Source organism: Actinomycetospora cinnamomea (assembly GCF_003096675.1).
Lineage (GTDB): Bacteria > Actinomycetota > Actinomycetes > Mycobacteriales > Pseudonocardiaceae > Actinomycetospora > Actinomycetospora cinnamomea.
Window position 1 is genome coordinate 224,367 of the sequence record NZ_QEKW01000004.1, and the last position, 22,883, is coordinate 247,249.

26 protein-coding genes are annotated in these 22,883 nt (G+C 74.5%); 10 read left to right on the top strand and 16 right to left on the bottom strand.

Features of this window, described 5'->3' with window-relative positions; translation table 11 throughout:
- Positions 1 to 101: 101 nt before the first annotated feature.
- The 5 genes from C8D89_RS10235 to C8D89_RS10255 form a co-directional block, all read right to left on the bottom strand.
- Positions 102 to 1,169 (bottom strand): EcsC family protein, encoded by a 1,068-nt coding sequence (locus C8D89_RS10235; RefSeq protein ID WP_165825630.1) that lies wholly within the window; start codon positions 1,167 to 1,169, stop codon positions 102 to 104.
- A gap of 135 nt (positions 1,170 to 1,304) precedes the next feature.
- Positions 1,305 to 2,033 (bottom strand): uracil-DNA glycosylase, encoded by a 729-nt coding sequence (locus tag C8D89_RS10240; protein ID WP_116708009.1) that lies wholly within the window; start codon positions 2,031 to 2,033, stop codon positions 1,305 to 1,307.
- Between the two features lies 1 nt (position 2,034).
- Positions 2,035 to 2,439 carry a nitroreductase family deazaflavin-dependent oxidoreductase gene (locus tag C8D89_RS10245; protein ID WP_116708010.1) on the bottom strand — a complete coding sequence of 135 codons (405 nt, stop codon included), beginning with the start codon at positions 2,437 to 2,439 and terminating at the stop codon, positions 2,035 to 2,037.
- A gap of 18 nt (positions 2,440 to 2,457) precedes the next feature.
- Complete coding sequence (locus tag C8D89_RS10250) at positions 2,458 to 3,801, bottom strand: serine/threonine-protein kinase (protein ID WP_133251867.1); 1,344 nt, start codon at positions 3,799 to 3,801, stop codon at positions 2,458 to 2,460.
- The gene (locus tag C8D89_RS10255; protein ID WP_165825631.1) at positions 3,798 to 4,190 is read right to left on the bottom strand and encodes a DUF3293 domain-containing protein; all 393 of its coding nucleotides are present in this window, start codon (positions 4,188 to 4,190) and stop codon (positions 3,798 to 3,800) included. Before C8D89_RS10255 ends, C8D89_RS10250 begins: the two co-directional genes overlap by 4 nt.
- Positions 4,191 to 4,311: 121 nt before the next feature.
- On the opposite strand from C8D89_RS10255, the gene C8D89_RS10260 reads away from it, so the two are divergent.
- From C8D89_RS10260 to C8D89_RS10275, 4 genes are all read left to right on the top strand, one after another.
- Positions 4,312 to 4,602, top strand: coding sequence for a hypothetical protein (locus C8D89_RS10260; RefSeq protein WP_165825632.1), 291 nt, complete (start codon positions 4,312 to 4,314; stop codon positions 4,600 to 4,602).
- Complete coding sequence (locus C8D89_RS10265; RefSeq protein WP_116708014.1) at positions 4,599 to 5,801, top strand: WXG100 family type VII secretion target; 1,203 nt, start codon at positions 4,599 to 4,601, stop codon at positions 5,799 to 5,801. The genes C8D89_RS10260 and C8D89_RS10265 overlap by 4 nt, the downstream gene beginning before the upstream one ends.
- Positions 5,801 to 6,145 (top strand): hypothetical protein, encoded by a 345-nt coding sequence (locus C8D89_RS10270; protein WP_116708015.1) that lies wholly within the window; start codon positions 5,801 to 5,803, stop codon positions 6,143 to 6,145. Before C8D89_RS10265 ends, C8D89_RS10270 begins: the two co-directional genes overlap by 1 nt.
- Before the next feature lie 202 nt (positions 6,146 to 6,347).
- Positions 6,348 to 7,046, top strand: coding sequence for a hypothetical protein (locus C8D89_RS10275; protein ID WP_116708016.1), 699 nt, complete (start codon positions 6,348 to 6,350; stop codon positions 7,044 to 7,046).
- 6 nt (positions 7,047 to 7,052) lie between these two features.
- On the opposite strand, the gene C8D89_RS10280 is transcribed toward C8D89_RS10275, so the two are convergent.
- The 4 genes from C8D89_RS10280 to C8D89_RS10295 are packed head-to-tail and all read right to left on the bottom strand — an operon-like array spanning position 7,053 to position 11,701.
- Positions 7,053 to 8,126, bottom strand: a complete 1,074-nt coding sequence (locus C8D89_RS10280) for a cobalamin-independent methionine synthase II family protein (RefSeq protein ID WP_116708017.1) — start codon at positions 8,124 to 8,126, stop codon at positions 7,053 to 7,055.
- Positions 8,116 to 9,147 carry a hypothetical protein gene (locus C8D89_RS10285; RefSeq protein WP_116708018.1) on the bottom strand — a complete coding sequence of 344 codons (1,032 nt, stop codon included), beginning with the start codon at positions 9,145 to 9,147 and terminating at the stop codon, positions 8,116 to 8,118. The genes C8D89_RS10280 and C8D89_RS10285 overlap by 11 nt, the downstream gene beginning before the upstream one ends.
- Positions 9,144 to 9,962, bottom strand: a complete 819-nt coding sequence (locus tag C8D89_RS10290) for an inositol monophosphatase family protein (RefSeq protein WP_165825633.1) — start codon at positions 9,960 to 9,962, stop codon at positions 9,144 to 9,146. The genes C8D89_RS10285 and C8D89_RS10290 overlap by 4 nt, the downstream gene beginning before the upstream one ends.
- Positions 9,959 to 11,701, bottom strand: a complete 1,743-nt coding sequence (locus tag C8D89_RS10295) for a PEP-utilizing enzyme (protein WP_116708020.1) — start codon at positions 11,699 to 11,701, stop codon at positions 9,959 to 9,961. The genes C8D89_RS10290 and C8D89_RS10295 overlap by 4 nt, the downstream gene beginning before the upstream one ends.
- 152 nt (positions 11,702 to 11,853) lie before the next feature.
- On the opposite strand from C8D89_RS10295, the gene C8D89_RS10300 reads away from it, so the two are divergent.
- The 5 genes from C8D89_RS10300 (at position 11,854) to C8D89_RS10320 (ending at position 18,930) form a co-directional block, all read left to right on the top strand.
- Positions 11,854 to 12,834 (top strand): AraC family transcriptional regulator, encoded by a 981-nt coding sequence (locus tag C8D89_RS10300; RefSeq protein WP_116708021.1) that lies wholly within the window; start codon positions 11,854 to 11,856, stop codon positions 12,832 to 12,834.
- 76 nt (positions 12,835 to 12,910) lie between these two features.
- The gene (locus C8D89_RS10305; RefSeq protein ID WP_116708022.1) at positions 12,911 to 14,113 is read left to right on the top strand and encodes a DUF998 domain-containing protein; all 1,203 of its coding nucleotides are present in this window, start codon (positions 12,911 to 12,913) and stop codon (positions 14,111 to 14,113) included.
- Positions 14,114 to 14,168: 55 nt separating this feature from the next.
- Complete coding sequence (locus tag C8D89_RS10310) at positions 14,169 to 16,439, top strand: M20/M25/M40 family metallo-hydrolase (protein WP_116708023.1); 2,271 nt, start codon at positions 14,169 to 14,171, stop codon at positions 16,437 to 16,439.
- Between the two features lie 80 nt (positions 16,440 to 16,519).
- On the top strand, positions 16,520 to 17,287 hold the full coding sequence (locus tag C8D89_RS10315) for a cyclase family protein (RefSeq protein ID WP_423716944.1): 768 nt from the start codon (positions 16,520 to 16,522) through the stop codon (positions 17,285 to 17,287).
- Positions 17,288 to 17,295: 8 nt separating this feature from the next.
- On the top strand, positions 17,296 to 18,930 hold the full coding sequence (locus C8D89_RS10320; RefSeq protein ID WP_116708025.1) for a thiamine pyrophosphate-binding protein: 1,635 nt from the start codon (positions 17,296 to 17,298) through the stop codon (positions 18,928 to 18,930).
- A gap of 2 nt (positions 18,931 to 18,932) precedes the next feature.
- On the opposite strand, the gene C8D89_RS10325 is transcribed toward C8D89_RS10320, so the two are convergent.
- From C8D89_RS10325 to C8D89_RS10340, 4 genes are read right to left on the bottom strand one after another with little or no spacing between them, the layout of a single operon-like run.
- Positions 18,933 to 19,478 (bottom strand): nitroreductase family protein, encoded by a 546-nt coding sequence (locus C8D89_RS10325; RefSeq protein ID WP_116708026.1) that lies wholly within the window; start codon positions 19,476 to 19,478, stop codon positions 18,933 to 18,935.
- Positions 19,475 to 19,780 carry a DUF6092 family protein gene (locus C8D89_RS10330; protein WP_116708027.1) on the bottom strand — a complete coding sequence of 102 codons (306 nt, stop codon included), beginning with the start codon at positions 19,778 to 19,780 and terminating at the stop codon, positions 19,475 to 19,477. Before C8D89_RS10330 ends, C8D89_RS10325 begins: the two co-directional genes overlap by 4 nt.
- A 15-nt stretch (positions 19,781 to 19,795) precedes the next feature.
- The gene (locus C8D89_RS10335; protein ID WP_207787155.1) at positions 19,796 to 20,092 is read right to left on the bottom strand and encodes an antibiotic biosynthesis monooxygenase family protein; all 297 of its coding nucleotides are present in this window, start codon (positions 20,090 to 20,092) and stop codon (positions 19,796 to 19,798) included.
- Positions 20,093 to 20,126: 34 nt separating this feature from the next.
- Positions 20,127 to 20,705 (bottom strand): YdeI/OmpD-associated family protein, encoded by a 579-nt coding sequence (locus C8D89_RS10340; RefSeq protein WP_116708029.1) that lies wholly within the window; start codon positions 20,703 to 20,705, stop codon positions 20,127 to 20,129.
- A 55-nt stretch (positions 20,706 to 20,760) separates the two neighbouring features.
- Here C8D89_RS10340 and C8D89_RS10345 point away from each other — a divergent pair, with 55 nt between their 5' ends.
- The gene (locus C8D89_RS10345) at positions 20,761 to 20,961 is read left to right on the top strand and encodes a hypothetical protein (RefSeq protein WP_133251869.1); all 201 of its coding nucleotides are present in this window, start codon (positions 20,761 to 20,763) and stop codon (positions 20,959 to 20,961) included.
- A gap of 44 nt (positions 20,962 to 21,005) precedes the next feature.
- On the opposite strand, the gene C8D89_RS10350 is transcribed toward C8D89_RS10345, so the two are convergent.
- The 3 genes from C8D89_RS10350 to C8D89_RS10360 all read right to left on the bottom strand — a co-directional run bounded on the left by C8D89_RS10350 (position 21,006) and on the right by C8D89_RS10360 (position 22,859).
- On the bottom strand, positions 21,006 to 21,548 hold the full coding sequence (locus C8D89_RS10350; protein ID WP_116708031.1) for a YbhB/YbcL family Raf kinase inhibitor-like protein: 543 nt from the start codon (positions 21,546 to 21,548) through the stop codon (positions 21,006 to 21,008).
- Between the two features lie 151 nt (positions 21,549 to 21,699).
- Entirely contained in the window at positions 21,700 to 22,221 is a 522-nt protein-coding gene (locus C8D89_RS10355) for an SRPBCC family protein (RefSeq protein WP_165825634.1), read from the bottom strand.
- A gap of 281 nt (positions 22,222 to 22,502) precedes the next feature.
- Positions 22,503 to 22,859, bottom strand: a complete 357-nt coding sequence (locus tag C8D89_RS10360; protein ID WP_279323367.1) for a DUF6247 family protein — start codon at positions 22,857 to 22,859, stop codon at positions 22,503 to 22,505.
- Between the last annotated feature and the right edge of the window lie 24 nt (positions 22,860 to 22,883).

Below are 22,883 nucleotides of genomic sequence, written 5' to 3' on the forward strand. Positions count from 1 at the left end.
GAGCGAACACGGAGTGTTCGAGCAATGCGGCTTTGCTGGCAACCAACGCCAGGATCGCCACATCCTCGCCTTCGCGACACGCCGAGCGGCGGCGGCGTGTCTCAGGCGCCAGCGAAGATCTCGTCGCCCTCGTCGTCCATGTCGTCGCCGCCGTCGTCGACCTCGGCGTGGTCGACGTAGGGCTGGTAGGTCGCCGGGTCGAACGGCAGCTCGACGCCGAACGGCAGCTCGTACTTGTCGTGCAGGAAGCGCTCGCGGTAGAGGTGCTCGGCGGTGTCCACCACCTTCGCCAGCAGCCGCGCCGACAGCACCGCCCCGATCCCGATGCCCAGCACCGGTACGAGCTGCGCGACCTCCCGCTGCCCGATCTGGGTCAGCAGCCGCTGGTGCACCGCGTGCCCGAGCCGCTTGATCTGCGCCTGCTGCTGCTTGCGCTTCTGGCTCTCCTGCGACTTCGCGGTGATCAGCTCGCTGACCTCCTGGTACGCGCCGGGCGCGTCCTCGTCGCTCGAGAGCCCCACGGCGAGCACCGCCAGCGCGATGATCTGCTCGGACCGTTTCGTCACGTCGTAGCCGTGGTACGCCGCGACGTGCGCGACCGCCCGGGTGCACGAGGCGACGGTGAGCAGCGCGTCCCCGGTCAGCGTCGCGACCATCACCCCGACGGCCGGGATGCTCCCGAGCCCGGTGGCGCTCGTCCCGCCGGCCGCCGCGGTGACGCCGCTGCTGGTCAGGAAGCCGGTGACGCCCCCCTGCACGCCCGCGAAGATCGTGTAGCCGAGGTCGAGGCGCGGCATGACGGCCTGGACGGCGGCGACGTCGAGGTCACGGATGTCCTTGAAGTCGGTGACGTCGTGGCCCTGCGCCCGGAAGTCGGCGAACACCGCGTCGCGGCGCAGCGTGGCCGCCCCGGCGCCGGCGCCCGCGGCGGCGAGCTGGTGCAGCGCCCCGCTCACACCGGCATCGATCTGCGAGACCCCGGGGATGCGCCGCAGCGTCGCGGTGACCCCCGCCCGGATCTCGGCGACGCCGTCGCGCAGCGGGCTGAGCATGGTCGACGAGTGGTGCAGCGACCGGTCCTTCCACCGCACGACCTCACGCCAGTGCTCGACGTCGTCGGGGGAGACGTCGGGCGTCGCCGGCGCAGTGTCCTCGGTCGTCGTGCTCACCCCCGGGACGGTACCCACACGGACGACCCACGACCCCATCGGCGAGGTGACGCCTGCATGTCCACCCACCCGTCCGGGTGCCTGCGGGTTCGGGGAGCCGGGGCAGCTACGGGTGCTTCGACAACCGCAGCATCCTCAGAACGGTCGTCGCCGACCCGCCGGCCCACCCGCGGGCGGGCGCACCTTCTCCCCGCGGGCCCGCTGCCCGGCCAGCCGCATGGCCTCGACGATGAGGTCGCTGTTCCCGCGTCCGGTGGCCGCGTCGACGCGGGGGTAGACGAGCGGGCTCGGGTGCGGTGCCGTCGCCACGGTCGCCTCCCGCAACCCGTCGGGCAGGCCGGCCCGGACCAACCGCGTCCACGCCCGGGCCGCCGGCCGGCCCAGCAGCACGACCTCGCTCGGCGGCGGGTCGAGCATCTCCAGCAGCGCGACGAGGTAGGGCTGGGCGCGCACGGCCTCCTTCTCCAGCCGACGGACGGGCTTCGCCGGGTTCGCGACCCACCAGGGCACGACGTTCCAGTGCAGGGAGACGTCGTAGCCGAGCTTCGCGCGGTCGGCGGCGAGGTAGGTGTTGTGCGCGGTCGGGTCGTTGTTGTGCCGGCTGACGAAGCCCGATCCCTCCTCGGCCTCGCCCGACGGGTCCTGCAGCAGCACGAGCACCCGTGCCCCGGACCCTGCGGCCGCGGGGTCGAAGTAGGGCACGTTCTCGTAGGTGGTGTCCCGGACGTGGTCGACCCAGCGGTTGAGCTCGCCGATAAGCCCGTCGTAGCGCCGCGCCCAGCGTTCCGCGTGCACCTCGGGGGCGATCTCGCGACTGAGGAGCTCGCCGCGCCTGCTGGCGAGCGGGTTCCACACCCGGGGCATGTCAGCGCCGTTCGAGCAGCACCACGGGGATGGTGCGCGACGTCTTCGCCTCGTAGCCCGCGAAGCCGGGGTAGTCGGCCTTCTGCTTCTCCCAGATCGCCTCGCGCTCGTCGGCGGGCAGGTCGCGGGCGCGCACGGCGACGGTCTCGGTGCCGACCTCCACCTCGGCGTCCGGGTGCTCGAGGAGGTTGCGGTACCAGTCGGGGTGGGTGTCGGCGCCGGCCTTGGACGCGAACACGGCGAAGTCGTCGCCCACCGCCTGGTACATCATCGGGCTCACCCGCTCGGTGCCCGAGCGCCGCCCGACGTGGTGGAGCAGGAGCAGCGGGGCGCCCTCGAAGTTGCCGCCGACGCGGCCCTCGTTGGCGCGGAACTCCTCGATGACCCGCTGGTTGAAGTCGCTCATGACCACATCCTGCCGATCTCAGCCCCCGAGCGCCGCCGCCAGGATCATGAGGACGAACGCGCCCCCGAGCGCCGCCCAGGCCAGCCCGGCCCGACGCGGGCTCCGCCGCCCGGCCATCGTCAGGCCCGCGATCGCCGACGCCGTGCCGCCGCCCGCGACCAGGAACGCCACGACGGCGCCGACGCCTCCGACGCACGACGGCGTCCGGGTCGAGCACTCGGCGAACAGGTAGACGGCCACGGCCAGGCAGACGAACAGCAGCAGGGCCGCGACCGGTAGCGCCGCGGCCGCCGCCACGAGACGTCCCCGGGGGCTCCGGGTGGGTGGCGGCATCGGCAGGGGGACGGGGGTCGGTCCGAGGCGCGGCGGGCCCGGGTGCCAGGGCGTGGCGAACCCGGGCGGACCCGCGGCCGCGGGGGGACGGGGTGCGCCCGCCCGGACGGGGTCGGCCGGTGGCGGCGACGGGCGTTCCGGACGCGACGGGACCTGGGTCTCGACGCCCCGCTGCGGGCCGCCCGTCACCCCCGCATCCAGGGCGCTCCGGGCCGCCGCGGCGAGGTCGCCGGCCCGGGCGTACCGCGCGTCGGGGTCCTTCGCCAGGGCGCGGGCGACGACGTCGTCGAATCCCCGAGGCAACCCGTCGGTGATCCGTGAGGGAGCCGTCGGCGTGGTGTTGAGGTGCGCGTACATCAGGCTGGGGAAGTCGCGACCGGGGAACGGCGGCCGCCCCGTCAGCGCCTCGTGGAGCACGCAGCCGAGGGCGTAGACGTCGATGCGCGGGTCGGCGTCGACGCCGTCGGTGAAGCGCTCGGGTGCCATGTAGGCGGCGGTGCCGATGGCCACGCCGGTCTGGGTCAGCCGGGTGCCCAGGGCCGCGCCGGTCGCGATGCCGAAGTCGATGAGGTAGACGAAGTCGGCCGGCCCGACCGTGCGCTTCGACGGGGTGAGCAGCACGTTCGACGGCTTCACGTCGCGGTGGACGAGGCCCTCGTCGTGCGCGGCGTCCAGCGCCGACGCGACCTGCTCGATCACCGACACGGCCCGGGCGGGCGCGAGGGCGCCGTGCGACGCGACGACCGCGCCCAGGTCCTTCCCCTGCACCAGGCGCATGTCGAGGAAGAGTCGGCCCTCGATCTCGCCGAAGTCGTGGATCGGGATCACGTGCGGGTCGCTCAGCCGGGCCGCGGCGTGGGCCTCGCGGCGGAAGCGGTCCTCGAACTCGCGCTCACCGGTCATCTCCGCCGGCAGCCGCTTGAGGGCGACGGTGCGCGCCTTGCGGGTGTCGACCGCGCGCCACACCTCGCCCATCCCGCCGCGACCGAGGAGCTCGGACAGCTCGTAGGGCCCGAACCGCTCGGTCACGCCACCCTCCACCCCAGATCCACCGGAGCCGCATCGTCGCAGGCGAGCACCGTCCACGCCTCGCGACTCCACCGGAACACCGCGTCCTGGCCCCACGCCACGCCCAGCGCCCGGGCGGCGTCGTCGTCGAGGCCGACGACCAGGGCGCCGGCCTCGGCGTGCGCACCGTCCTCGGCGCCCGCGACCGTCCGCCAGTGCGTGAGCCCGCGGGCGTCGAGGTCGGCGTCGAGACGGGCCTGGCGCGCGGCGTTCTCGTCGTCGTCGAGGTGCGTGGCACCGGGGTTGTGGGCGGTGACGACGTGCACGGGACGGTCGAACGGGAACGTGCCCTCGACCCGACCGGGCGGCATCGGGCGCAGGACGAGCTCGAGCGCGGGGACGCGGAGCACCGCACGCGTGTAGTCCGCCGTTCGCCTCGCCCGTGCCGCGTCCATGCCCGCGGGATTCTGCCCTAGCGGATCTGACGGAACCGCACCCGGCGAGCGGCGCCGGTGCCTACCGTGCCCCTTCGTGGCCGACGTGCAGGTGGTGCTGCAGGCGTTGTTCGACGCCGCCCACGGCGTGGACGCGGCCATGGCGGAGCTCGCTGCGCACGACGTCACCGACCTGGCCACGACTCCCGCGGTGTTCGGCCACCGCACCCTGGGCGCGGTGGCGGTGGACTTCTGCGACCGGTGGTCCCACGGCGTCGCCAACCTCACCGACGACGGCAACGCGCTCGCCCGCGGCCTCGTGGACGCCGCGCGGGCGTACGCCGAGGCCGAGGACGTCGCCGTCGACGGGTTCCGCTGGGCCCGGTGACGGTGGCGGCCGAGCTCGGGGAGACCTCCGATCCGGCCGTGCTGGTGCCCGGTGACCCGGCGGGCGTGCGGGCGGTTCACACCGCGATGTCACGGCTGGGCGCGGCGCTCGTGGGCGCGGGGGACGGGCTCCGGCGCATCGAGACCGGCGAGTGGCAGGGGGAGGCCGCCGACTCGTTCCGCAGGGTGTTCGAGCCGGTTCCGCCCCAGTGGATCGGCACGGGCGAGGCCTTCCTCCAGGCCGCCGACGCCCTCGGCGACTACGCGGACGTCCTCGAATGGGCGCGGGGTGAGGCGGCCGCCGCGGTGCAGGACCGGGGCGCGGCGGACACGCTGAGTGCGCAGCCGCGGCCGCCGGACGCGCCGGACGCCGGCGCGGGCGGGCGCACCGCCGCGGCGGAGCGCCTGCGGGCGGCCCGGGCGGAGGTCGCCGCGGCCGGTGACCGAGCCGTACCGCTCGTGGCGTACGCCCGCGACCTCGCCCCGCCCGCGCCGTCGGTCGGCCAACAGATCGGCGGGGTCCTCGGCGACCTGCTCGGCGGCGCGTGGTCGGAGCTCTCGGGCACCGGCCAGTTCCTGTGGCAGATCAACCCGACACGCTTCCTCGTCGAGCCCGCGGCGGCCGTGGAGGGCTGGCAGGACCTCGGTGCGGGTGTGGCGCACGCCGCGACCCACCCGCGCGAGACGATCGAGCAGGCACTCCACCCGCGCGAGGCGGCCACCAACCCCACGCGGTGGACGGGCGAGGTGCTCACCGGCACGGCCCTCTCCGCCCTCGGCGGGGCCGGCGCCGCGGGACGCGTCGCTCGCGCGACCCGCGCGGCGGAGGCCGTGCCGTCCGACCCGCCGGACAGCGGGACCGCGACGCCCCCGACCCTCGGCCGGTACAACGGCCTGACGGCGGCGGAGCACGCGGGCAACCGCGGCATCCACATCGGCCGCCCGGGCAGTGCGAAGCGGATGAAGGTCCCGACGCGAGAACTCGGCACTGTCGAGGAGGTCGACGAGGTGTATCACGCACTGGCGGTCGGGGGGCAGGTCGTGAAAGTGGATGAGCACCGCACCGTGGTGCTCCTCGAGGACGGCACGTACCTGACCCGGCGGCCATCATCGGGGAGCACACCTGGTGAGTCGGCGGTCGACATCAACAGCCCGGGCGTCGACGTCGTTAAGGTCCACACGCCCAAGGCAGGACGCTGATGGTCGCCGACGAGCGGCTGAAGGCCGATCTCCTCGGGGAAGCTGAGGAGGAGCCGCTGGATCTGTTCCACGCGATCGCGGTGGTGAAGATCGTCGAAGGCGGAGAAGGTCGACTACCGCTCCTCCGGCGCACCGGACCGATGATGGTCGAGCTCGTACGCGATGGACGGTTCGTCTGCGGTGACTGGGCCAGCGGAGGGATCGGCTTCGAGGTGTGGGACATGACCGCTGATGAGGCAGCCGATCGTGTCCAGGACTATGTGCAGCGCGTCCTCGATGGTGAGCAGCAGTTCATCCCCGAGGAACCGTGCCTCTTCGCGTTGCCGGAGTACGTGCGCACGTAGACCTGCTGCGCCGCTCACCCCACCTGCTCTCCATGTCGATCTCCGCGAGTGTCACCAGCGTCGACAGCTCTGCCGGCACTCTCGAGAGATCGATGCGGCGAGCCGTGCCGCCGGCGTCCCCGACCGTCCACAGCCGCACATCGGACGGAACCGATCGGCACCTCGCGGTCTCCAACCCAGTGGAGACACCGAGGAGGCAGACATGGCGAAGCCCGGACGGGCACGACGGGACCGGTCGCGGACGGTGGCCGGGCGACGGCACGAGGACCTCGACGAGCTGGTGCGGAGAGTGCTGCCGCAACCGCCGGCGCGCGGCGAGCGCGCGGACGGCGGGCTGACGGTCCAGCTCCTGCCGCACTACCTCGCGGCGGGATCGTTGCCCGCGTTCCGCGTGGGCGACGACGTGGAGCTCGCGCCCGCGATCTACGCGGATGCCCACCTGCCGGTCGTCTCGGGCCGTGACCGGTGCACCGTCGACGAGTACGGGTGCGCCGACGCGCGCGGCACCATCGTCACCGCGCCGCTGGAGCCGGGCGCGTGCGACTGCGCGGTCGACGTCCTCGACGTCGGCGGCCGGCTCTTCCCGCTCAACTGGGCGGCGACGCGCCCCGCGTCCGGGCGGGTGTGGGTCGAGGGTGCGCTGTACTGGGCGCCCGAGCTCGACGCGGGCACCCCGCACGGCGAGGCGGTCACGCTGTGTCGACGGAGGTTCCGCGTGCGCGAGATGCGGCGCTACATCCGGACGGGGCACGTGCCGCGCTCGCCGGTGCGTCTCGGTGGGCTGCCGGACCCGGACGAGGTCGACGAGCACGCGGTCTACGTCGCCGATCTCCGGACGCTGGATGACGAGCGGGTCCCGACGACGGCCGCAGAACGTGCGCACGGGTCGGGACAGCGGTGAACGCCCCTATGACCACACGAGGCCGGCGGTCCGCACGACGGTCTCGAGCTTGCGCCGCTGGTCGTCGGCGGTGAGCTCGTTGCCCTCCCACGTGCTGGCGAACCCGCACTGCGGGCTCAGGGCGAGGCGCTCCAGCGGTACGTACGCGCTCGCCTCGTCGATCCGCCGGCGGAGGTCGTCGACGTCCTCGAGCTCGGGACGCTTGGTGGTCACGAGACCGAGCACGACCGTGCTCTCGGGCCGGACGTGGCGCAGGGCGTCGAAGCCGCCGGCGCGGGCGTCGTCGTACTCGAGCAGGAGGCGGTCGTAGCGGGCCTCGGAGAGCAGGACCTCGCCCATCTCGTCGTAGGGCACCGTGCTCTCGTACATGCTGCGGTAGTTGCCGCGGCAGATGTGGATCCCGGTGATCACGTCGGCCGGGAGCCCGTCGAACACGCGGCGGTCGTTGCGCACGTGGGCGGCGAGCTGCTCGCGCCAGTCCTCCGGGTCCGGGAACAGCCGGCGGTTGTCGAGGAAGGTGTACTTCGGCGCGTCGAGCTGCAGGTAGCGCACGCCGGCGTCGGCGAGCGCGCGGGCCTGGCGGTTCATGATCGCGGTCAGGTCGTCGAGGAACTCCTGCGGGTCGGGGTAGGCCCGGTCGGAGACCCCGGGCGTCCAGTAGGACAGGAAGTTCGTGGGCACCGGCAGGGTCACCTTGAGCGGCCGGTCGGCGTGGGCCAGCGCGAAGGCGGCCTCGACGTCGAGGAGGCTGCCGCGCTCGGTCAGCCGGGCCTCCACCACGGGCGACGTGTGGGACACGCTGCGCCCGTCGGGGTCGCTCCACGTGCGGGTGAAGCCCTCGGGATCGAAGCCGTCGGTGACGTCGAGGACCGGGCCGTGCCAGATGCGCCGGCGCATCTCGCCGTCCCCGACCACGGGCAGTCCGAGCTCGCGCTGCAGCGCCAGCACCTCGAGCACGGCGCGGTCCTGCACCGCCCGCAGCTGCGGACCCTCGACACCCGCGGCCATCGCGGCGTGCAGCTCCGGGGGGCGCAGCAGGCTGCCGACGGTCTCGGCGCGCAGGGTGAGGTCAACCGTCACGACGCACCCTCCGGGCGGCCTCGGCGGCCGCGGTCATCTTGGCCATGGCGAGGTTGCGGGGCACCCGCCGCAGCCCGCAGTCGGTGGAGATCTCCAGGGCCTCCGGCGAGCGGTACTGCAGGCAGGTCCGGAGGCGTTCGACGAGGTCGTCGGCCGTCTCGGCGTAGTGGGTCTTGATGTCCACCAGGCCGGCGCTCAGGATGCGGCCGGGGTCCCACTGGCCGACCAGGTCGATCTCGGCCATCTCCCGGCCACCGAACTCCAGGCTGAAGCCGTGGACATGGGCGTCCAGCAGGGTGGGGAACAGCCAGCGGTAGGTCCGCTTGGCGTAGGGCAGGCGCCGGAACGAGCCGAAGCAGATGTGCACGGTGAACGTGCAGCCGCCGAACCCGTCGACGACCTTGTTGATGATCTCGACCATCGACGCCGGGCTCCGGTCGTCGTCGGCGACGGCCGGGGTGATCGGCTCCTCGAGCTGGATGTAGTCGCAGCCGGCGTCGATGAGCTCGCGGATGTGTCCGCGCAGCGCCGGCACGAGCGCCTCCGCGCAGGCCTTGCGCGACGGGTAGACGTCGCGGAAGTCCAGCTCGGTGGTCATCCCGTAGGGCCCCGGCATCCCGACCCGGGGCCGGCGGTCGGTTGCGGCGCGCAGGAACCGGTACTCGCCGACGAAGTCCCACATCCAGGTCAGCTCGTCGAGCGGCTGGGTGACCTTCCAGACGTCGAGCATGTCGTAGCCCAGGGCCCCGAGGCGGCGCGGCGCGGGCTGCAGCACCAGGCCGGGGAGCGCCGCGGTGATGTTCTCGATCCAGCCGCGGCGCCGGTGCTCGCCGTCGGTGACGATGTCGAGCCCGCAGCGTTCCTGGTCGTCGATGGCGAGCCGGCAGTAGTCGTCGTAGAGCTCCGTCTCGTCGTCCGGGCCGAAGCGTCCCGCCGCCTCGGCCGGCTCGACCACGTCCCACCAACCGGGACGGGCCCACCCGCCGGTGGTCGTCACGGCCAGCGCGGTGTTGACGGTCATCCGCCCTCCTCGAAGGTCATGCCGGTGGCGGCGACGAGCTCGTCGTGCACGAGGCCGTTGCTGGCCACCAGGTCGTGGCGGGTCGAGGCGTCGCGGACGCGTCCGGCGAAGTCCGTGACCCGTCCGCCCGCCTCCTCGACCAGCAGCCGGCCCCCGGCGACGTCCCACGGGTCCATGTCGCGCTCGACGTAGGCGGTGTAGTGGCCGGCGGCGACGTGGGCGAGCACGAGTGCGGGCGCGCCGGGGAAGCGCACGCCGGCCGACACCGTGAGCATCGCCCGCATCAGGCGTGCGAACTCGGCGATCACGGCCGGGTCGGCGGACTGGGCCTGGACGACGACGAGGGCCTCGGCGGCGCGCGCGGTGGACGCGACCCGTAACGGGCGGCCGTTGCAGGTGGCCCCGCGACCGCGGATCGCGCGGTAGAGCTCGTCGCGCAGCGGGTCGTACACGGCGGCGGCGACCGCCTCCCCGGCGACCGTGGCCGAGACCGCGACGGCGAAGAACGGGACTCCGTGCAGGTAGTTGCGGGTGCCGTCGAGGGGGTCGACCCACCAGCGCAGCTCCCCGCCGGCGTCGTCGGTCGACCGGGTCGACTCCTCCCCGATCACCACGTGGTCGGGGTGCTCCGCGTGGATGGCGGCGGTGACCGCGTCCTGCGCCGCGAGATCGGCCGATGACGTCACGTCCACGCGGGCGTCCTTGAGCCGCACGTCGTGGACGCGGCCGCGGTGCTCGAGCAGGACCGCGCCCCCGGCGCGTGCCGCGCGCTCGGCGGTGTCGGCCCAGGTCGTGCGCTCGGCCACGACCGTCACGCCAGGACCTCGACCACGCCGCGGTCGCCGTCGATGCGCACCCGGTCGCCGGTGGTGATCGTCGAGGTGGCCACCCCGGTACCCACGACGCAGGGGATGCCGTACTCGCGGGCGATGATCGCGGTGTGGCACAGGGTGCCGCCGGTGTCGGTGACGCACCCCGCGACCAGCCCGAACACCGGTGTCCACTCCGTGGTGGTGCCGCCGCAGACGAGGATGTCGCCGTCGCGGACCTGGTCGATGTCCTGCGCGGCCCGCACCACCCGCGCGGTGCCGACGATCGTGCCGCGCGCCGCGGCGAACCCCGAGAGCGTCGCCGTGGCCCGCTGTCCCTTGATCGTCGCGAAGTAGTCGGGGGTGAGGCCGAACAGCTCGGTCATGATCGGGTCGTTGACCGCGTCGGGTACGGTACCCATGACGGGGGGCAGCTCGTTCCCGCGCGCCGACCAGTGGTCGTAGTAGTCGCGGCGGGCGGGGACCAGCGAGCGGCAGTCGGCAGGCCCGCCGCCGGTGAGCAGGTCGAGCAGCTCGTGGCGGAACAGGAAGAACACGTCCTCGCGGGCGTCCAGCACCCCGTCGGCCACGAGCCGGTCCGCGGCCGCGAGCGTGAGACGGCGGATCGGCAGGTGGATGCGCCGGTCGATGAGGAAGTTGTGCTCCTCGTTCCACCAGACGAAGTTGGCGGCGCGGTTGGACGCGAGGGCCTCGTCGAAGCGGGCGCGGTCGTCGTCGGCGATCGCCGCACGGGCCTCGTCGACGAGCCGGTCGCGCTCGGCGAGCACCTCGCGTCGCGCCGCGGCGAAGTCGTGTCCCTCGGGGCGGGTGAGGAACTCGCGGATCGTGCCCAGCGGCGTCGCCGGGTGCTCGGCCCACGACGGCCGGTCCATCGTCGCGGTCTCGTCGGTGCGCTGACCCCACACCGCGAGGAAGGCCTCCAGCTCGGCCCACCACGCCGGCCCGTTCGGCTCCTGCTCGAGCGCCGCTCGGACGCCCTCGACGGTCGGTGCGGCGAGGGCGTCGGCGACGCCGAGCTCGCGGGCGCGCCCGGCGAGTCGCCAGAGCCCCTCGTCGGTCTGCAGGTACGCGGTCTCCTCACCGGCGAGCCACTTCGGGATCTGCCCGGTCTCGAGCCCGAGGTCCGTGACCAGCTGGAACAGCGCGACGTAGTTGGCCGCGAGCAGGTACATGACCTCGAAGTGCACGCCCCAGCCGCGCCGGTGGAAGGCGATGGCGTCGAGCAGCGCGGCGTGCAGCTCCTCGCGGCTCATGGCGTCGACGTCGAGGCCGTCGAAGTGCGCGTACGCGGCCTCGAGCTCGGCGCGGTAGCCCGACCAGTAGCCCTCGAAGTCGGCGAGGCGCGGTGCGGCGAAGGCTCCGAAGCGCTCGGCGCGAGCGCCCATCTGCCACAGCGAGGTGATCGGACACTGGCCGAGGTAGACGTGCACGCCGGCGATCCGGTTGACCATCCCGGCGGTCGGCGGGATGCCGACGATCTCGGCGCCGTACTGGGTGCCCCAGGTCTGGGCGTCCTCGAGCAGCCCCATGCTCGCCGGGGTGATGCCCTCGGCGAAGTGCTGCGAGTCGCGCATCCAGAACCGGTCCTCGTCCGCCCGGGAGAACGGCGCGAGCGGCTCGGCCAGGAACGGCCGGGTCTCCAGGCGCGGCTCGTAGCCCGGGTAGAACCCGTTGTCGGCGTACTCGCCGAGGGGGATGACCGTGGGTGGGGGCTGGGTCGTCACCGGCTCACGTCCTCGTGCTCGGGTGGCCGTCGACGCTAGGAGCGGCCCGCCGGCGCTCCTAGCCGCTTCCGGCGGGGACGTCCGGTTCCGGCGGCTCCTTGACACCCGATCGGGGTCCCGACAGCGTCGTCGGGCGCGCGAGGAGGTGCGACGTGACGGCTCCGACGTCGGTCCCGGACGGCGTGCTGCGGGGTGGGTTCCGCACCGACGACCCCGAGGACGCCCACGAGCGCACCCAGCAGCTCATGACCGGACACCGGATGACGGTGCGCCGCGACGGCGCCCCGTTCCGGGCCGACGTCGGCTGGGTCGCCGGTGACGGGCTGGGCCTGCTGCGGTTCTCCTACGGCGCCGAGGTCGAGATCCACTCCCAGCCGCTCGACGACTTCGCGACGGTGCACCTCCCGGCGCGCGGCGGGTTCCGCGCCGAGCACCGGGGGATGCGGGTCCGCGCCGACGGCCGTCGAGGCGCGGTGTTCTCCTCGTCCGGGCCGCTGACGATGCGGTGGGACCCGGGGCTCGAGCTCCTTGTGCTCAAGATCGCCCGGGCCGACCTCCAGCGCGAGCTCGCCGCCCTGCTCGGGCGGGCCGTCGACCGGCCGGTGACCTTCGACCTCGAGACCCCCCGCGACCGCGGCGTCCTGGACGGGCCGGCGGACCTGGTGCGCCGCACGTGCGCCGCGGCCGGGCCGGCGGGCCCGCCGTCGCGGGTGTGGTCGGTGCTCAAGCACGCCGTCTGCACGGCGCTGCTGCTCGGTCAGCCGCACTCGTCGAGCGACGCGCTGCGCGCCCCCGCCCCGCCCGCGTCGTCGACGGTGGTCCGTCGCGTTCTCGACCGGGCCGCCGAGGACCCGGCGCGGCCCCCGACGGCCTCCGAGCTCGCCCGTCTCACCGGGGTCAGCGAGCGCACGCTCCGGGCGATCTTCCACGCCGAGTTCGGCGTCGGTCCGGTGACCCATCTCCGGCGCCGGCGCCTCGACGCCGTGCACCGCGACCTCGTCGCCCTGGACCCCGCCGGCGCCACCACCGTCGCCGACGTCGCCCACCGGCACGGCTTCGCCCACGCGGGCCGCTTCGCCGCGGAGTACCGCGCCCGCTTCGGGGAGACGCCGAGCGCGACGCTCGCCCGCTGACGTGCCCGCGAGGGTGTGCGTCCGCGACGGGTCGGGGTAGAACGCCGTCGACCACGACCGGGGAGGGAGCCGTCCCATGGCGCCGCGCCCGTCGAGCGTGACCCGCCGGGTCGACCATCTCCGTGGCTCCGCCGTCGTGGCGCTGGCCGTCGCCCTGCCCGTCGTGTTCCTCCTCGGCGGGTTCGCCGCCGAGGCCGCGCAGCCGCCGGGGACCTACGACGCCTCCGGGCAGACGGTCAGCACGCTCGCGGGTCGGGGCGCCGCCGAGCGCTGGATCATGGCCACCGTCCTCGCCGCCATGGGCGTGATCTACCTGCTCGTGGCGGCCGGCCTGCGGGGGGTGCCCCGGCTCGCGCGCCTCGTCCTGGGGCTGGGCGGCGCCGCCGCGCTCGTCGCCGCGCTCGCCGCCCAGCCCGCGCACGGCAGCTCGACGGTGCACATGGCCGCGACCGTCACGGCCGTCCTCGCCCTGATCCTCTGGACCCTCCCGCTCGCCGCCGACCGCAGCCTCGACCCGGGCCTGCGCCGCGGCTCGCTCGTCGCCGCGGCCGTGATGACCGCAGGCCTGGCGTGGCTGTGTGCCCAGGCGTGGACCGACGGGACGTGGCTGGGTGTCGTCGAGCGGGTGCTGATCCTCACCCAGACCGTCTGGCCGATCCGCGTCGCCATCGCCGCCCGGCGCGAGCCCGCGCCCACCCACGGGGACGGCGGCTGGGCCACGCTCGCCCTCGCCGTCCTCGCGCCGGTCGTCCTCGTCGTCGGGCTGGCCGCGGCGCAGGCGGCCTGGCCCGGCCCCGACCCGTGGAGCCAGTCGTTCAGCGCGCTCGCCGGGCTCGCCGCGCCCAGCCGCTGGATCATGACGGTCACGCTCGTCGTCGCCGCCGCGCTCCACGTGCTCGTCGCCGCCGGGCTGCGCCACCGCGTGCCGACCGCGGCATGGGCGCTGCTCGGCGCGGGCGCCGTGTTCCTGCTGGTCACGGGCGTGAGCCCGCAGCCCGCCGGCGGCTACTCCGCGGTGCACATGGTCGCGGGCGGCCTGGCCTGGGCCGCCTACACGCTGTGGCCGCTGGGTCTCGCCCGCTCGCCCGCGGTCGACCCCGGGCTCCGCCGGGCCTCGGCGCTCGCCGTGGCCGTGCTCGCCGTCCTCGTCGCGTGGTTCACGTTCCAGCTCGTCACCGACGGCCCGTGGTACGGCCCGTCCCAGCGGGTCGTGGTCCTCGCCCAGGCGGTCTGGCCGGTGGTCGTGGCCGCGAGGGCGCCGCGACGCCTCACCGACTGACGATCGTCGTCAAGATCGGAGGGGCGGCTGGCGGCTCGCTCCGGGGTGCGAGAGCGTGCACGCCGTGATCGGGCGCCTGGTGGCGGTGGTGCTGCTCGCGGTGATCGGCGTCTACGCCGTGCTGCTCGAGCGCCCGCCCGACCCGGTGCCGGCGACGGCCCCGCCCGCCGAGTTCAGCGCCGAGCGTGCCGCGACCACCGTCGACCAGCTGGCCCGCGAGCCCCGGCCCGTCGGCAGCCCGGCCTCCGACGTCGCCCGCGACGCGGTGGTCGCCCGCCTGCGCGCCGAGGGCCTCGACCCGCGCGTGGAGCCGACCGCCGCGCTCGCCGTCGAGGAGGGCCAGGCCCGGGCGGCGCGGGTCGACAACGTCGTCGCCACCCTCCCGGGCACGGCCCCGACCGGCGCCGTCGTGCTCATGGCGCACTACGACTCGGTCACCGCGGGACCCGGCGCCGCCGACGACATGTCCGGTGTCGCCACGCTCCTCGAGACCGTCCGGGCCCTGCGCGCGGGCCCGCCGCTGCGCAACGACGTCACGGTCGTGATCACCGACGGGGAGGAGGCGGGCCTGCTCGGCGCCCGCGCCTGGGTGCGCGACCAGCTGCCCCGTGACCGGCCGACCGTCGTCCTGAACTGGGAGGCCCGCGGCGTCGAGGGACCGTCGCTGCTGTTCGAGACCTCGCCGGGCAACGCCGGGCTCGTCGACGCCTGGGCCGCGAGCGTCCCCCACCCGCGCGGCGACTCCTCGCTGGTCGAGATCTACCGCTTCCTGCCCAACGACACCGACCTCTCGCCGGTGCTCGACGCCGGGCGCCCGGGCATGAACGCGGCCTTCATCGACCGGCCGTACCAGTACCACACCCCCGGCGACGTCCCGCCGAACCTCAGCCGGGCCTCGCTGCAGAACCACGGCGGCAACGCGCTCGCGCTCACCCGCGCGCTCGGCGACCGCGACCTCGCCGCGCTCGACCCCACCGCGAGCGGGCAACCGCCCACCGGCGACCGCACCTACTTCGCCGTGCTCGGCGTCCTCGTGACCTACGCGAGCGTGTGGGCCTGGGCGGTGGCGGGGCTCGCCCTGGTGCTCGCCGTCGTCCTCGTGGTCGTCGCCCGGGCGCGCCAGCGGGCCACGATCGGCGGCGTCGTCGGTGCGGCGCTGCTGTACGTCCTCGGTCTCGTCGTCGCAGTCGCGGCCGGGATCGGGCTCTGGCAGGGGCTCGTGTGGTTCCGCCCGGCCTATGCCGACATCGGCCCGTTCGTCGGCCGCCCGGGGCTCTACGAGGCCGCCGCCGGAGTGCTGGCGTTCGTCATCACCACGCTGGTCGTCAGCGTGGTGCGGCGCCGCCCCGGTGCGGTCGCCCTCGCCGCGGGGGCCCTGCTCGTCCTGGCGCTGCTGTCCGTGGCGCTCGCGGTCGTGGCGCCCGGTTCGGTGTTCCTGCTGGCCTGGCCCGTCGTCGGCCTGGCGCTCGGGGTGATCGTGGTGCTGTTCGCCGGCGAGCGCCCGTGGCTCGCCGTCCCGGTCTTCGTGCTCGGCGCGGTCCCGGCCGTGGCGTTGCTGATCCCGTTCGCGGTCGCGTCCTACGGCGTCGCGGGGATCTCCGACGGGCTGCCGGTCCTGGCCTTCACGCTGGTCGGCATCCCGATCGGGGCGGGCCTGTCGGCCCTGCCGCGGCCGGGCATGGCGCGCGGCTACGCGCTGCCGATCCTGGCGTTCGTGTGGGTGCTGATCCTCGCCGGCGGCGGACTGCAGCTCGACGACCCCGACCCGCGCACGCCCTACGGCAGCCAGCTCGCCTACGTTCTCGACGCCGAGGACGGGACGGCGCGCTGGATCACGACCGACACCGCCCCGGCCGACTGGACCCGCGGCTACGTCGGCGAGCCGCCCGCCCCGCTCGAGGCCTGGCACGGCGACGAGCCCGTGAGCCGGGGCCCGGCGACCCCGCTGCCGGTGCCCCCGCCGACCGCCACCGTGCTGTCCCGCACGCCCGACACCCTCCGGCTCCAGGTGGTCTCCCCCCGCGGCGCGCCGACCGTGATCCTCCGCGGCGACCTCGCCGCCCGGGCCGTCACCGTCACCTACCCGGGTCGGCCGGTGCTCTCCTCGCCGCTCGAGCCCGGGCCGCTGACGCTGCGGCTCGAGGACGTCCCGCCCGAGGGGGTGCTGGTGGACCTGCAGGTCACGGGCCCGGTGTCCCTGCGCGTCGACGACCAGACCCTCGGCCTCGCCGGCGTGCCCGGCTTCACCCCGCGCCCGCCCGACCTGCGCCAGGCCCGCGGCAACTCCAGCGACGTCGTGGTCGTGTCGCGCCGGGTGGCCGTCTGACCCTGTCGGCGCTCCGTCGCGTGCCGCATGATTCACCCGGCTCGGGGACGACCAGAAGGAGACCGGACGACGTGACCGCCGTGCTGCCCGCCCTCGTCGACGCCCTGCGTGGTGGTTCGGTCGAGGCCATCGACCTGACCGCGCCGCTGTCGGAGACGACACCGATCCTGCAGCTGCCCGAGCCGTTCGCGAACACCCAGCGGTTCCGGCTCGAGGAGCTGAGCCGCTACGACGACCGCGGGCCCGCCTGGTACTGGAACGACATCCACACCGGCGAGCACACGGGCACCCACGTCGACGCCCCCAACCACTGGGTGACGGGTCGGGGCGGGCTCGACGTCTCGCAGGCCCCGTTGGGCACGCTCATCGGCCCCGCCGCGGTGATCGACAAGAGCGTTGAGGCGGCCGCCGACCCGGACTTCCTGCTCGAGATCGACCACGTCCGGGCGTGGGTCGACGAGCACGGCCCGCTGCCCGAGGGCGGCTGGCTGCTCTACCGCACCGGGTGGGACGCCCGCAGCCACGACCAGGAGCTGTTCACCAACGCCGACGAGCACGGCCCCCACACCCCCGGTGTGTCCGCCGAGTGCGCGCGGTGGATCGCGGAGGAGTCGCCGGTCGCCGGGTTCGGCACCGAGACCGTCGGCACCGACGCCGGCGCCGCGGGCGGGTTCGACCCGCCCTTCTCCTGCCACCACTTCCTCATGGGCGCGGGCAAGTGGGGCCTGACGAGCCTGCAGAATCTCGCGCAGCTGCCGCCCACCGGCGCCGTCGTCGTGGTGTCGCCGCTGCCGATCGTCGGCGGGTCGGGCAGCCCGGCGAGGGTGTACGCGCTGGTCGAGCGGTGAGCTCAGGGGTGAACGATCAGTCGGTCGCCGAGGTCGTCGGCCGCACGCTCGCCGAGCTCGGGCTCGCCCACGTCTACGGGCTGGTCGGCAGCGGCAACTTCGCGGTCACCAACGCGCTGCGCGACGCCGGTGTCGGGTTCACCGCCGCCCGTCACGAGGGCGGGGCGGCGACGATGGCCGACGCGCACGCCCGCACCGCCGACGCGGTCACCGCCCTGTCGCTCCACCAGGGCTGCGGGCTGACCAACGCGATGACCGGCATCACCGAGGCCGCCAAGAGCCGCACCCCGCTGATCGTGCTCGCCGCCGAGCCGGCCGGCGCCGCGGTGCGCTCCAACTTCCGGGTCGACCAGGACGGCCTGGCCCGCGCGGTCGGCGCTGTGCCCGAGCGCGTGCACTCGGCCGCGACCGCGGTCGCCGACACCGTCCGCGCCTTCCGTACCGCCCGCCAGCAGCGGCGCACGGTCGTGCTGAACCTGCCGCTGGACGTCCAGGCCCAGCCGTGCCCCGACGCGCCGCCCGCTCCCGCGGTCCCGTCCCTGGCGCCGAGCCGTCCCGACGTCGCCTCGGTCGCGTCTCTGGCCGCGGTCCTCGCCGGCGCGCACCGCCCGGTGTTCGTCGGCGGGCGCGGGGCCCGGCACGCCGGACCCGAGGTGGCCGCCCTCGCCGAGAGGTGCGGCGCGCTGCTCGCGACGTCCGCGGTGGCCCACGGCCTGTTCGCGGACTCGCCGTGGTCGCTGGGCATCTGCGGCGGGTTCGCGACCCCACTGGCCGCGGAGCTCGTCGCCGACGCCGACGTCGTGGTCGCCTGGGGCGCGTCGCTGACGATGTGGACCACCCGGCACGGCGCGCTGATCGGACCCGGGACGACCGTGGTCCAGGTCGACGACGACCCGGCCGCGCTCGGCGCGAACCACCCGGTCGACCTGGGCGTCTGCGCCGACGTCGCCGAGGCCGCGCGCGACACGGCGGCCGCCGTGACGGCCTCTCCGGGCTACCGCAGCCCCAAGATCGCGGCGCGCATCGAGGCCGAGGGTCGGTGGCCGCAGGTGCCGGTCGACGACACCTCCACCACCGCGCGCGTCGACCCGCGGGTGCTCTCGGCACGCCTCGACGCGCTGTTGCCCGCCGAGCGGACCGTGACCACCGACTCCGGCAACTTCATGGGCTACCCCGCCGCCTTCCTCGCGGTGCCCGACGCGGCCGGCTTCTGCTTCACGCAGGCGTTCCAGTCGGTCGGGCTGGGGCTGTCGACGGCGATCGGCGCGTCGCTGGCCCGCCCCGACCGGCTGACCGTCGCCGCGCTGGGCGACGGCGGGTTCCTCATGGGCGTCGCCGAGCTCGAGACCGCGGCGCGGCTGGGGCCTCCGCTGCTCGTGGTGGTCTACGACGACGCCGCCTACGGCGCGGAGGTGCACCACTTCGCCGGCGCCGACCACGCCACGGTGACCTTCCCCGACCGTGACCTCGCCGCGGTCGGCCGCGGCTTCGGGTGCGACGGGCTCGTCGTGCGGTCGGTCGACGACCTCGACGGCGTGCGGGCCTGGCTCGACGGCCCGCGGGAGCGCCCTCTGGTGGTGGACGCGAAGGTCGTCGCCGACGAGCCGTCGTGGTGGCTGGCGGAGGCGTTCCGGGGCCACTGAGATCAGCCTTCGGGAACCCACCGCGTCAGGTCCCGCCACGTGACCCGACGTCCCGCGCTCATCGGCGCCGGCTGGACCGGGGCGGGGTGGCCGAGGCCGACGATCAGCTCCGGGCTCCACCCGTCGGGCAGGTCGAGGGCGACGGCCACGGCCGCGCGGCTGAACGAGCTCACCGGCCCCGCGCCCAGGCCCACGGCCTGTGCGGCGAGCAGGATCGTCGCCGTCGCGGTGCCCACGTCGATCCACGGGCCCGGGACGTCGGGGCGGAAGCCGTACTGCGCGGCCAGCTCGCGATCCACGCAGATGACGATCGCCGCGGGCGGCCGGGCGATCATGCCCGGCGACACCATGCGCACCACGCGCATCGTGCCCGGGTGGGTCGTGGCCACGAACCGTTGCAGGTGCCGGTTGCCCGCCGTCGGCGCCCAGCGCGCGGCCTCGAGGATCGTCTCGACGTCCGCGCGCGCGACCGGCTCGTCGGTCATGGCGCGCGTCACCCGCCGGCGGCGGATGGCGGCGAGGACAGGGTCGCGCACGGGGTCGGTCACGAGCCGTACCGGGCCTTGAGGTGCGCGGCCAGCGACCGGCACGCGGCGTCGAGCTGCTCGACGTACTCGGTGCGGTCGCGCGGCACGGCCAGCGTCGGCATGGCGGCCAGCGGCCCGCCCAGCGCTGCGGCGGTCTCCGGCGACGAGCGCGGGCCCATCGCCTCGGCGAGGCGGTGGGCGGCGGTCAGCAGGCGCATCGGCCCGTACTCGGCGGCCTCGTCCACCTGCGTCCGCGCCGCGGTCACGAGGTAGGCGAGCAGTTCCAGCGCGTCGTCCTCGTCGAGGACCCAGGGTGCGGTCACCCCGCCATCCTGGCGTCAGGCGCGGTCCTCGGAGACCACCTCGTACCAGGTCATCTCGCTCGGCCCGTCCTGCAGACCCTCCATGCGCTCGCGGGTCTCGAGGAACGCCTCGTCGGAGTGCCAGGCCTCCCACGCCGCGCGGGTGGTCCAGGTGCCGATCACCGTGCGCTCGTTCGGCGCGTCGAGCGGGATCACGAGCTGGTTGCCCAGCCAGCCCTCCTGGTCGCGGGCGGTCTCGAGCCGGTCGCGCATCGCCGCGTCCCACTCGGGTTCGCGGCCGGGCGTGAGGCTGACGTGGGTGATCACGGTCATCATGTCCTGACGACTACCCCGGGGCGCCCACGTCTCACGCGCGCCGCGGGAACGCCACCTCGCCGAGCGCCGCCCGCTCCGCGATCTGCGCGACGCGCTTCGCCCGGGTCTCGGGCTTCTTCGCCTCGACGACCCACGCGAGCATCATCCGGCGCGCCGACTTCGTGAGCGCCTCCCAGTGCTCCCGCGAGCCCGGGTGGGCGTCGAAGGCCTCGGCGAGGTCGGGTGGCACGACCAGGTCCTCGACGTCGTCGAACATCGTCCACGAGCCGTCGGCCTTCGCCGCGTCGATCACCGCCCGACCGGCCGGCTCGAGCAGCCCCGCCGCCTCGAGGCGTTCGATGCGCTGCTTGTTCGACCGGGCCCAGCCGCTGCGACGACGGCGCGGGGCGAACCACTGCGCCGAGCGCTCGTCGTCCAGCGAGCGCGCCGTGCTGTCGATCCAGCCGAAGCACAGCGCCTGCTCGACGGCCTCCGCGTAGCCGACGGTCGCGCGCCCGGTGCGGGCCTTCCACGTCACGAGCCAGACGCCGGTGCCGCGGTCGTGGTGCTCGGCGAGCCAGCGGCGCCAGGCGTCGACGTCCTCGGGGTGCACCTGCTCGTCGTTCGCCACGGCCCTCGAGCATCGCGCGCCGGGGCGGACGGCGGAAGCGCGTACCGTGCGCGGCGTGATCGCGCCCGGACCCGACCGCAGCGGCCGGCGTGTGCGCCTGCGCCTGCTCGTCGGGATCGGCGTCGTCCTCGGGCTCCCCGCGCTGGTGTACGGGATCGTGACGGCGTTGTGGGCGAGCGCGGCCGTCGGCGTCGTGCTGCTGGCCGTGGCCGTCTACGCCGTCGTGGTGCTGCGCGGGCTGCAGCGTCGCGGTTAGCCCCGGCGCCGTCGTGATGGTGCGACGCCGGGGCCGGACCCGCGTCAGCCCTCGATCTCGTAGACGGGGGTGATCCTGGCGCGCCCGATGCTGTGGAAGAAGAGGTTGAAGCCGAGGAATGCGGGCGTGGCGTCGGACCCGACGCCGAGGTCCTCCACGTCGACCGCGTGGACGACGAACATGTAGCGGTGCTCGCCGTGCCCGGGCGGCGGTGCGGCACCGATGTAGCGCTTGGCGCCGGCGTCGCCGGCCAACGTGATCGCGCCCTGGGGCAGGAGAGCCTTCTCGGGCTCGCCGGCGTCGGTGGGCAGCGAGGTCGTCGAGGCCGGGATGTTGACGACGGCCCAGTGCCAGAACCCGCTGGCGGTCGGGGCGTCGGGGTCGAAGCAGGTCACCGCGTAGCTCTTGGTGCCCTCGGGCGCACCCGACCACTCCAACTGCGGTGACTGGTCGTGGCCCCCGGCGCCCATGATGCCGCTGACCTGCGCGTTCGGGAGCGTCTTCCCGTCGCTGACGTCCGAGCTCGTGACGGTGAACGACGCCACCTCGGGCAGGAACTCGTAGGGATCGGGCGGCTGGTGGGACACGGCGGATCGCTCCTTCTCGACGACTGCTCTCGTCCGGCCAGTACCCCGTGGGCTCTCCCCGGCATACGTGCACCGCACACACGAGGCGAGGACCCACGGGGACCGGACGAGACGTCGACCACTCGACCCGTGGCGGGAGCCGATTCGCCGTTCAGCCTGCTGCTGCCGCCGCCCGCTCGACGGAGTCGGAGAGCTGCTCTTCGCTGATCATCGGGAACATGTTGCGGAACTGTTCGTCCGTGACCCCGCTCCAGTCGTAGGTGAGGGCGACCTCGGTGCCGGAGCCGTCGGGCTCGAGGGCCCAGGTGAACGTGTGGCCGGTCAGCTTCATGTCGCCGACCTTGTCCCGGTACGCGTCCTCCGGGTACAGATTTCCACCCCAGGTGATGAGCCGGTTCTCGTCGAATTCCCGAACGGTGATCTTCACCTGGTACTGGCCCAGGATCGGGTTGTTCATGTTCATCACGAACTGATCGCCGACCGCGCTGATCGGGACGTCGGGTCCCTCGATCCCCTGCAGCATGTTCGTCGAGTCGATCTCGGGGTGCCGAGAGGGTCTCGACAGCAGGGCGAACAACGTCTCCGGACTGGCGTCGACCTTGCGGGTGACCCGAATCTGCTTCTCCTCCGTCATCATCCCTCCCTGGGTACGGGCTCCGAGGTGGGCGCGCATGGTCCTCGTAGTGAGGGGTGAACACCAGGGTCTTCGTGCCTCCGAGTCCAGCTCATGCGAATGGCCGCGCTCGTCTCCGACCATCGCGAATTTGTTTGTCGGCGTGTAGCAAGATTGTGCCCGCGCCAACCGTTACCGGGAGCGAGGCGACGTCGAGATCGGTTCGCTCCTCGCGTGACCTCGTCGTCGTGGGCGTCTCGCCGCGCCAGTACTCGGGGCGTCGCGGTAGTCCCGCGTCCGGCGTCAGGCCCACGCGTGTCGAGCGCCGTAGATCCTCGGCGTCAGAGCCGAGCTTCAGAGGCCCGTGTGGACGCGTCCTCCGGTGGAGCCTTGCCCGTCAACTCCTCGACCGCCTCGCGGACGATGCGGCGGTGCTGCTCGCGGTCCCGTGTGATCCAGGCGCGACGGCGCCAGTGTTCGACCACCGTGTGCACCGGCCCGAGGTCGAGCTCCCGCGCCGCCTCCTCGAGTGCGTCGCGGAGCGCTCGGTCGAACGACTCGTGGTGCTCAGGGCGGAGCGCGGCGCGCACCTGACGAGGAGACGCACCGACCCGCGGAAGGGCCGGGAGCTCCCCCGACGAAGGGTCAGACACGGCGTTGCTCGCGGGAACGACGATAGCGAGCTCCACCGACAACATCGGAGAGATCCGGCGGGCGATCCC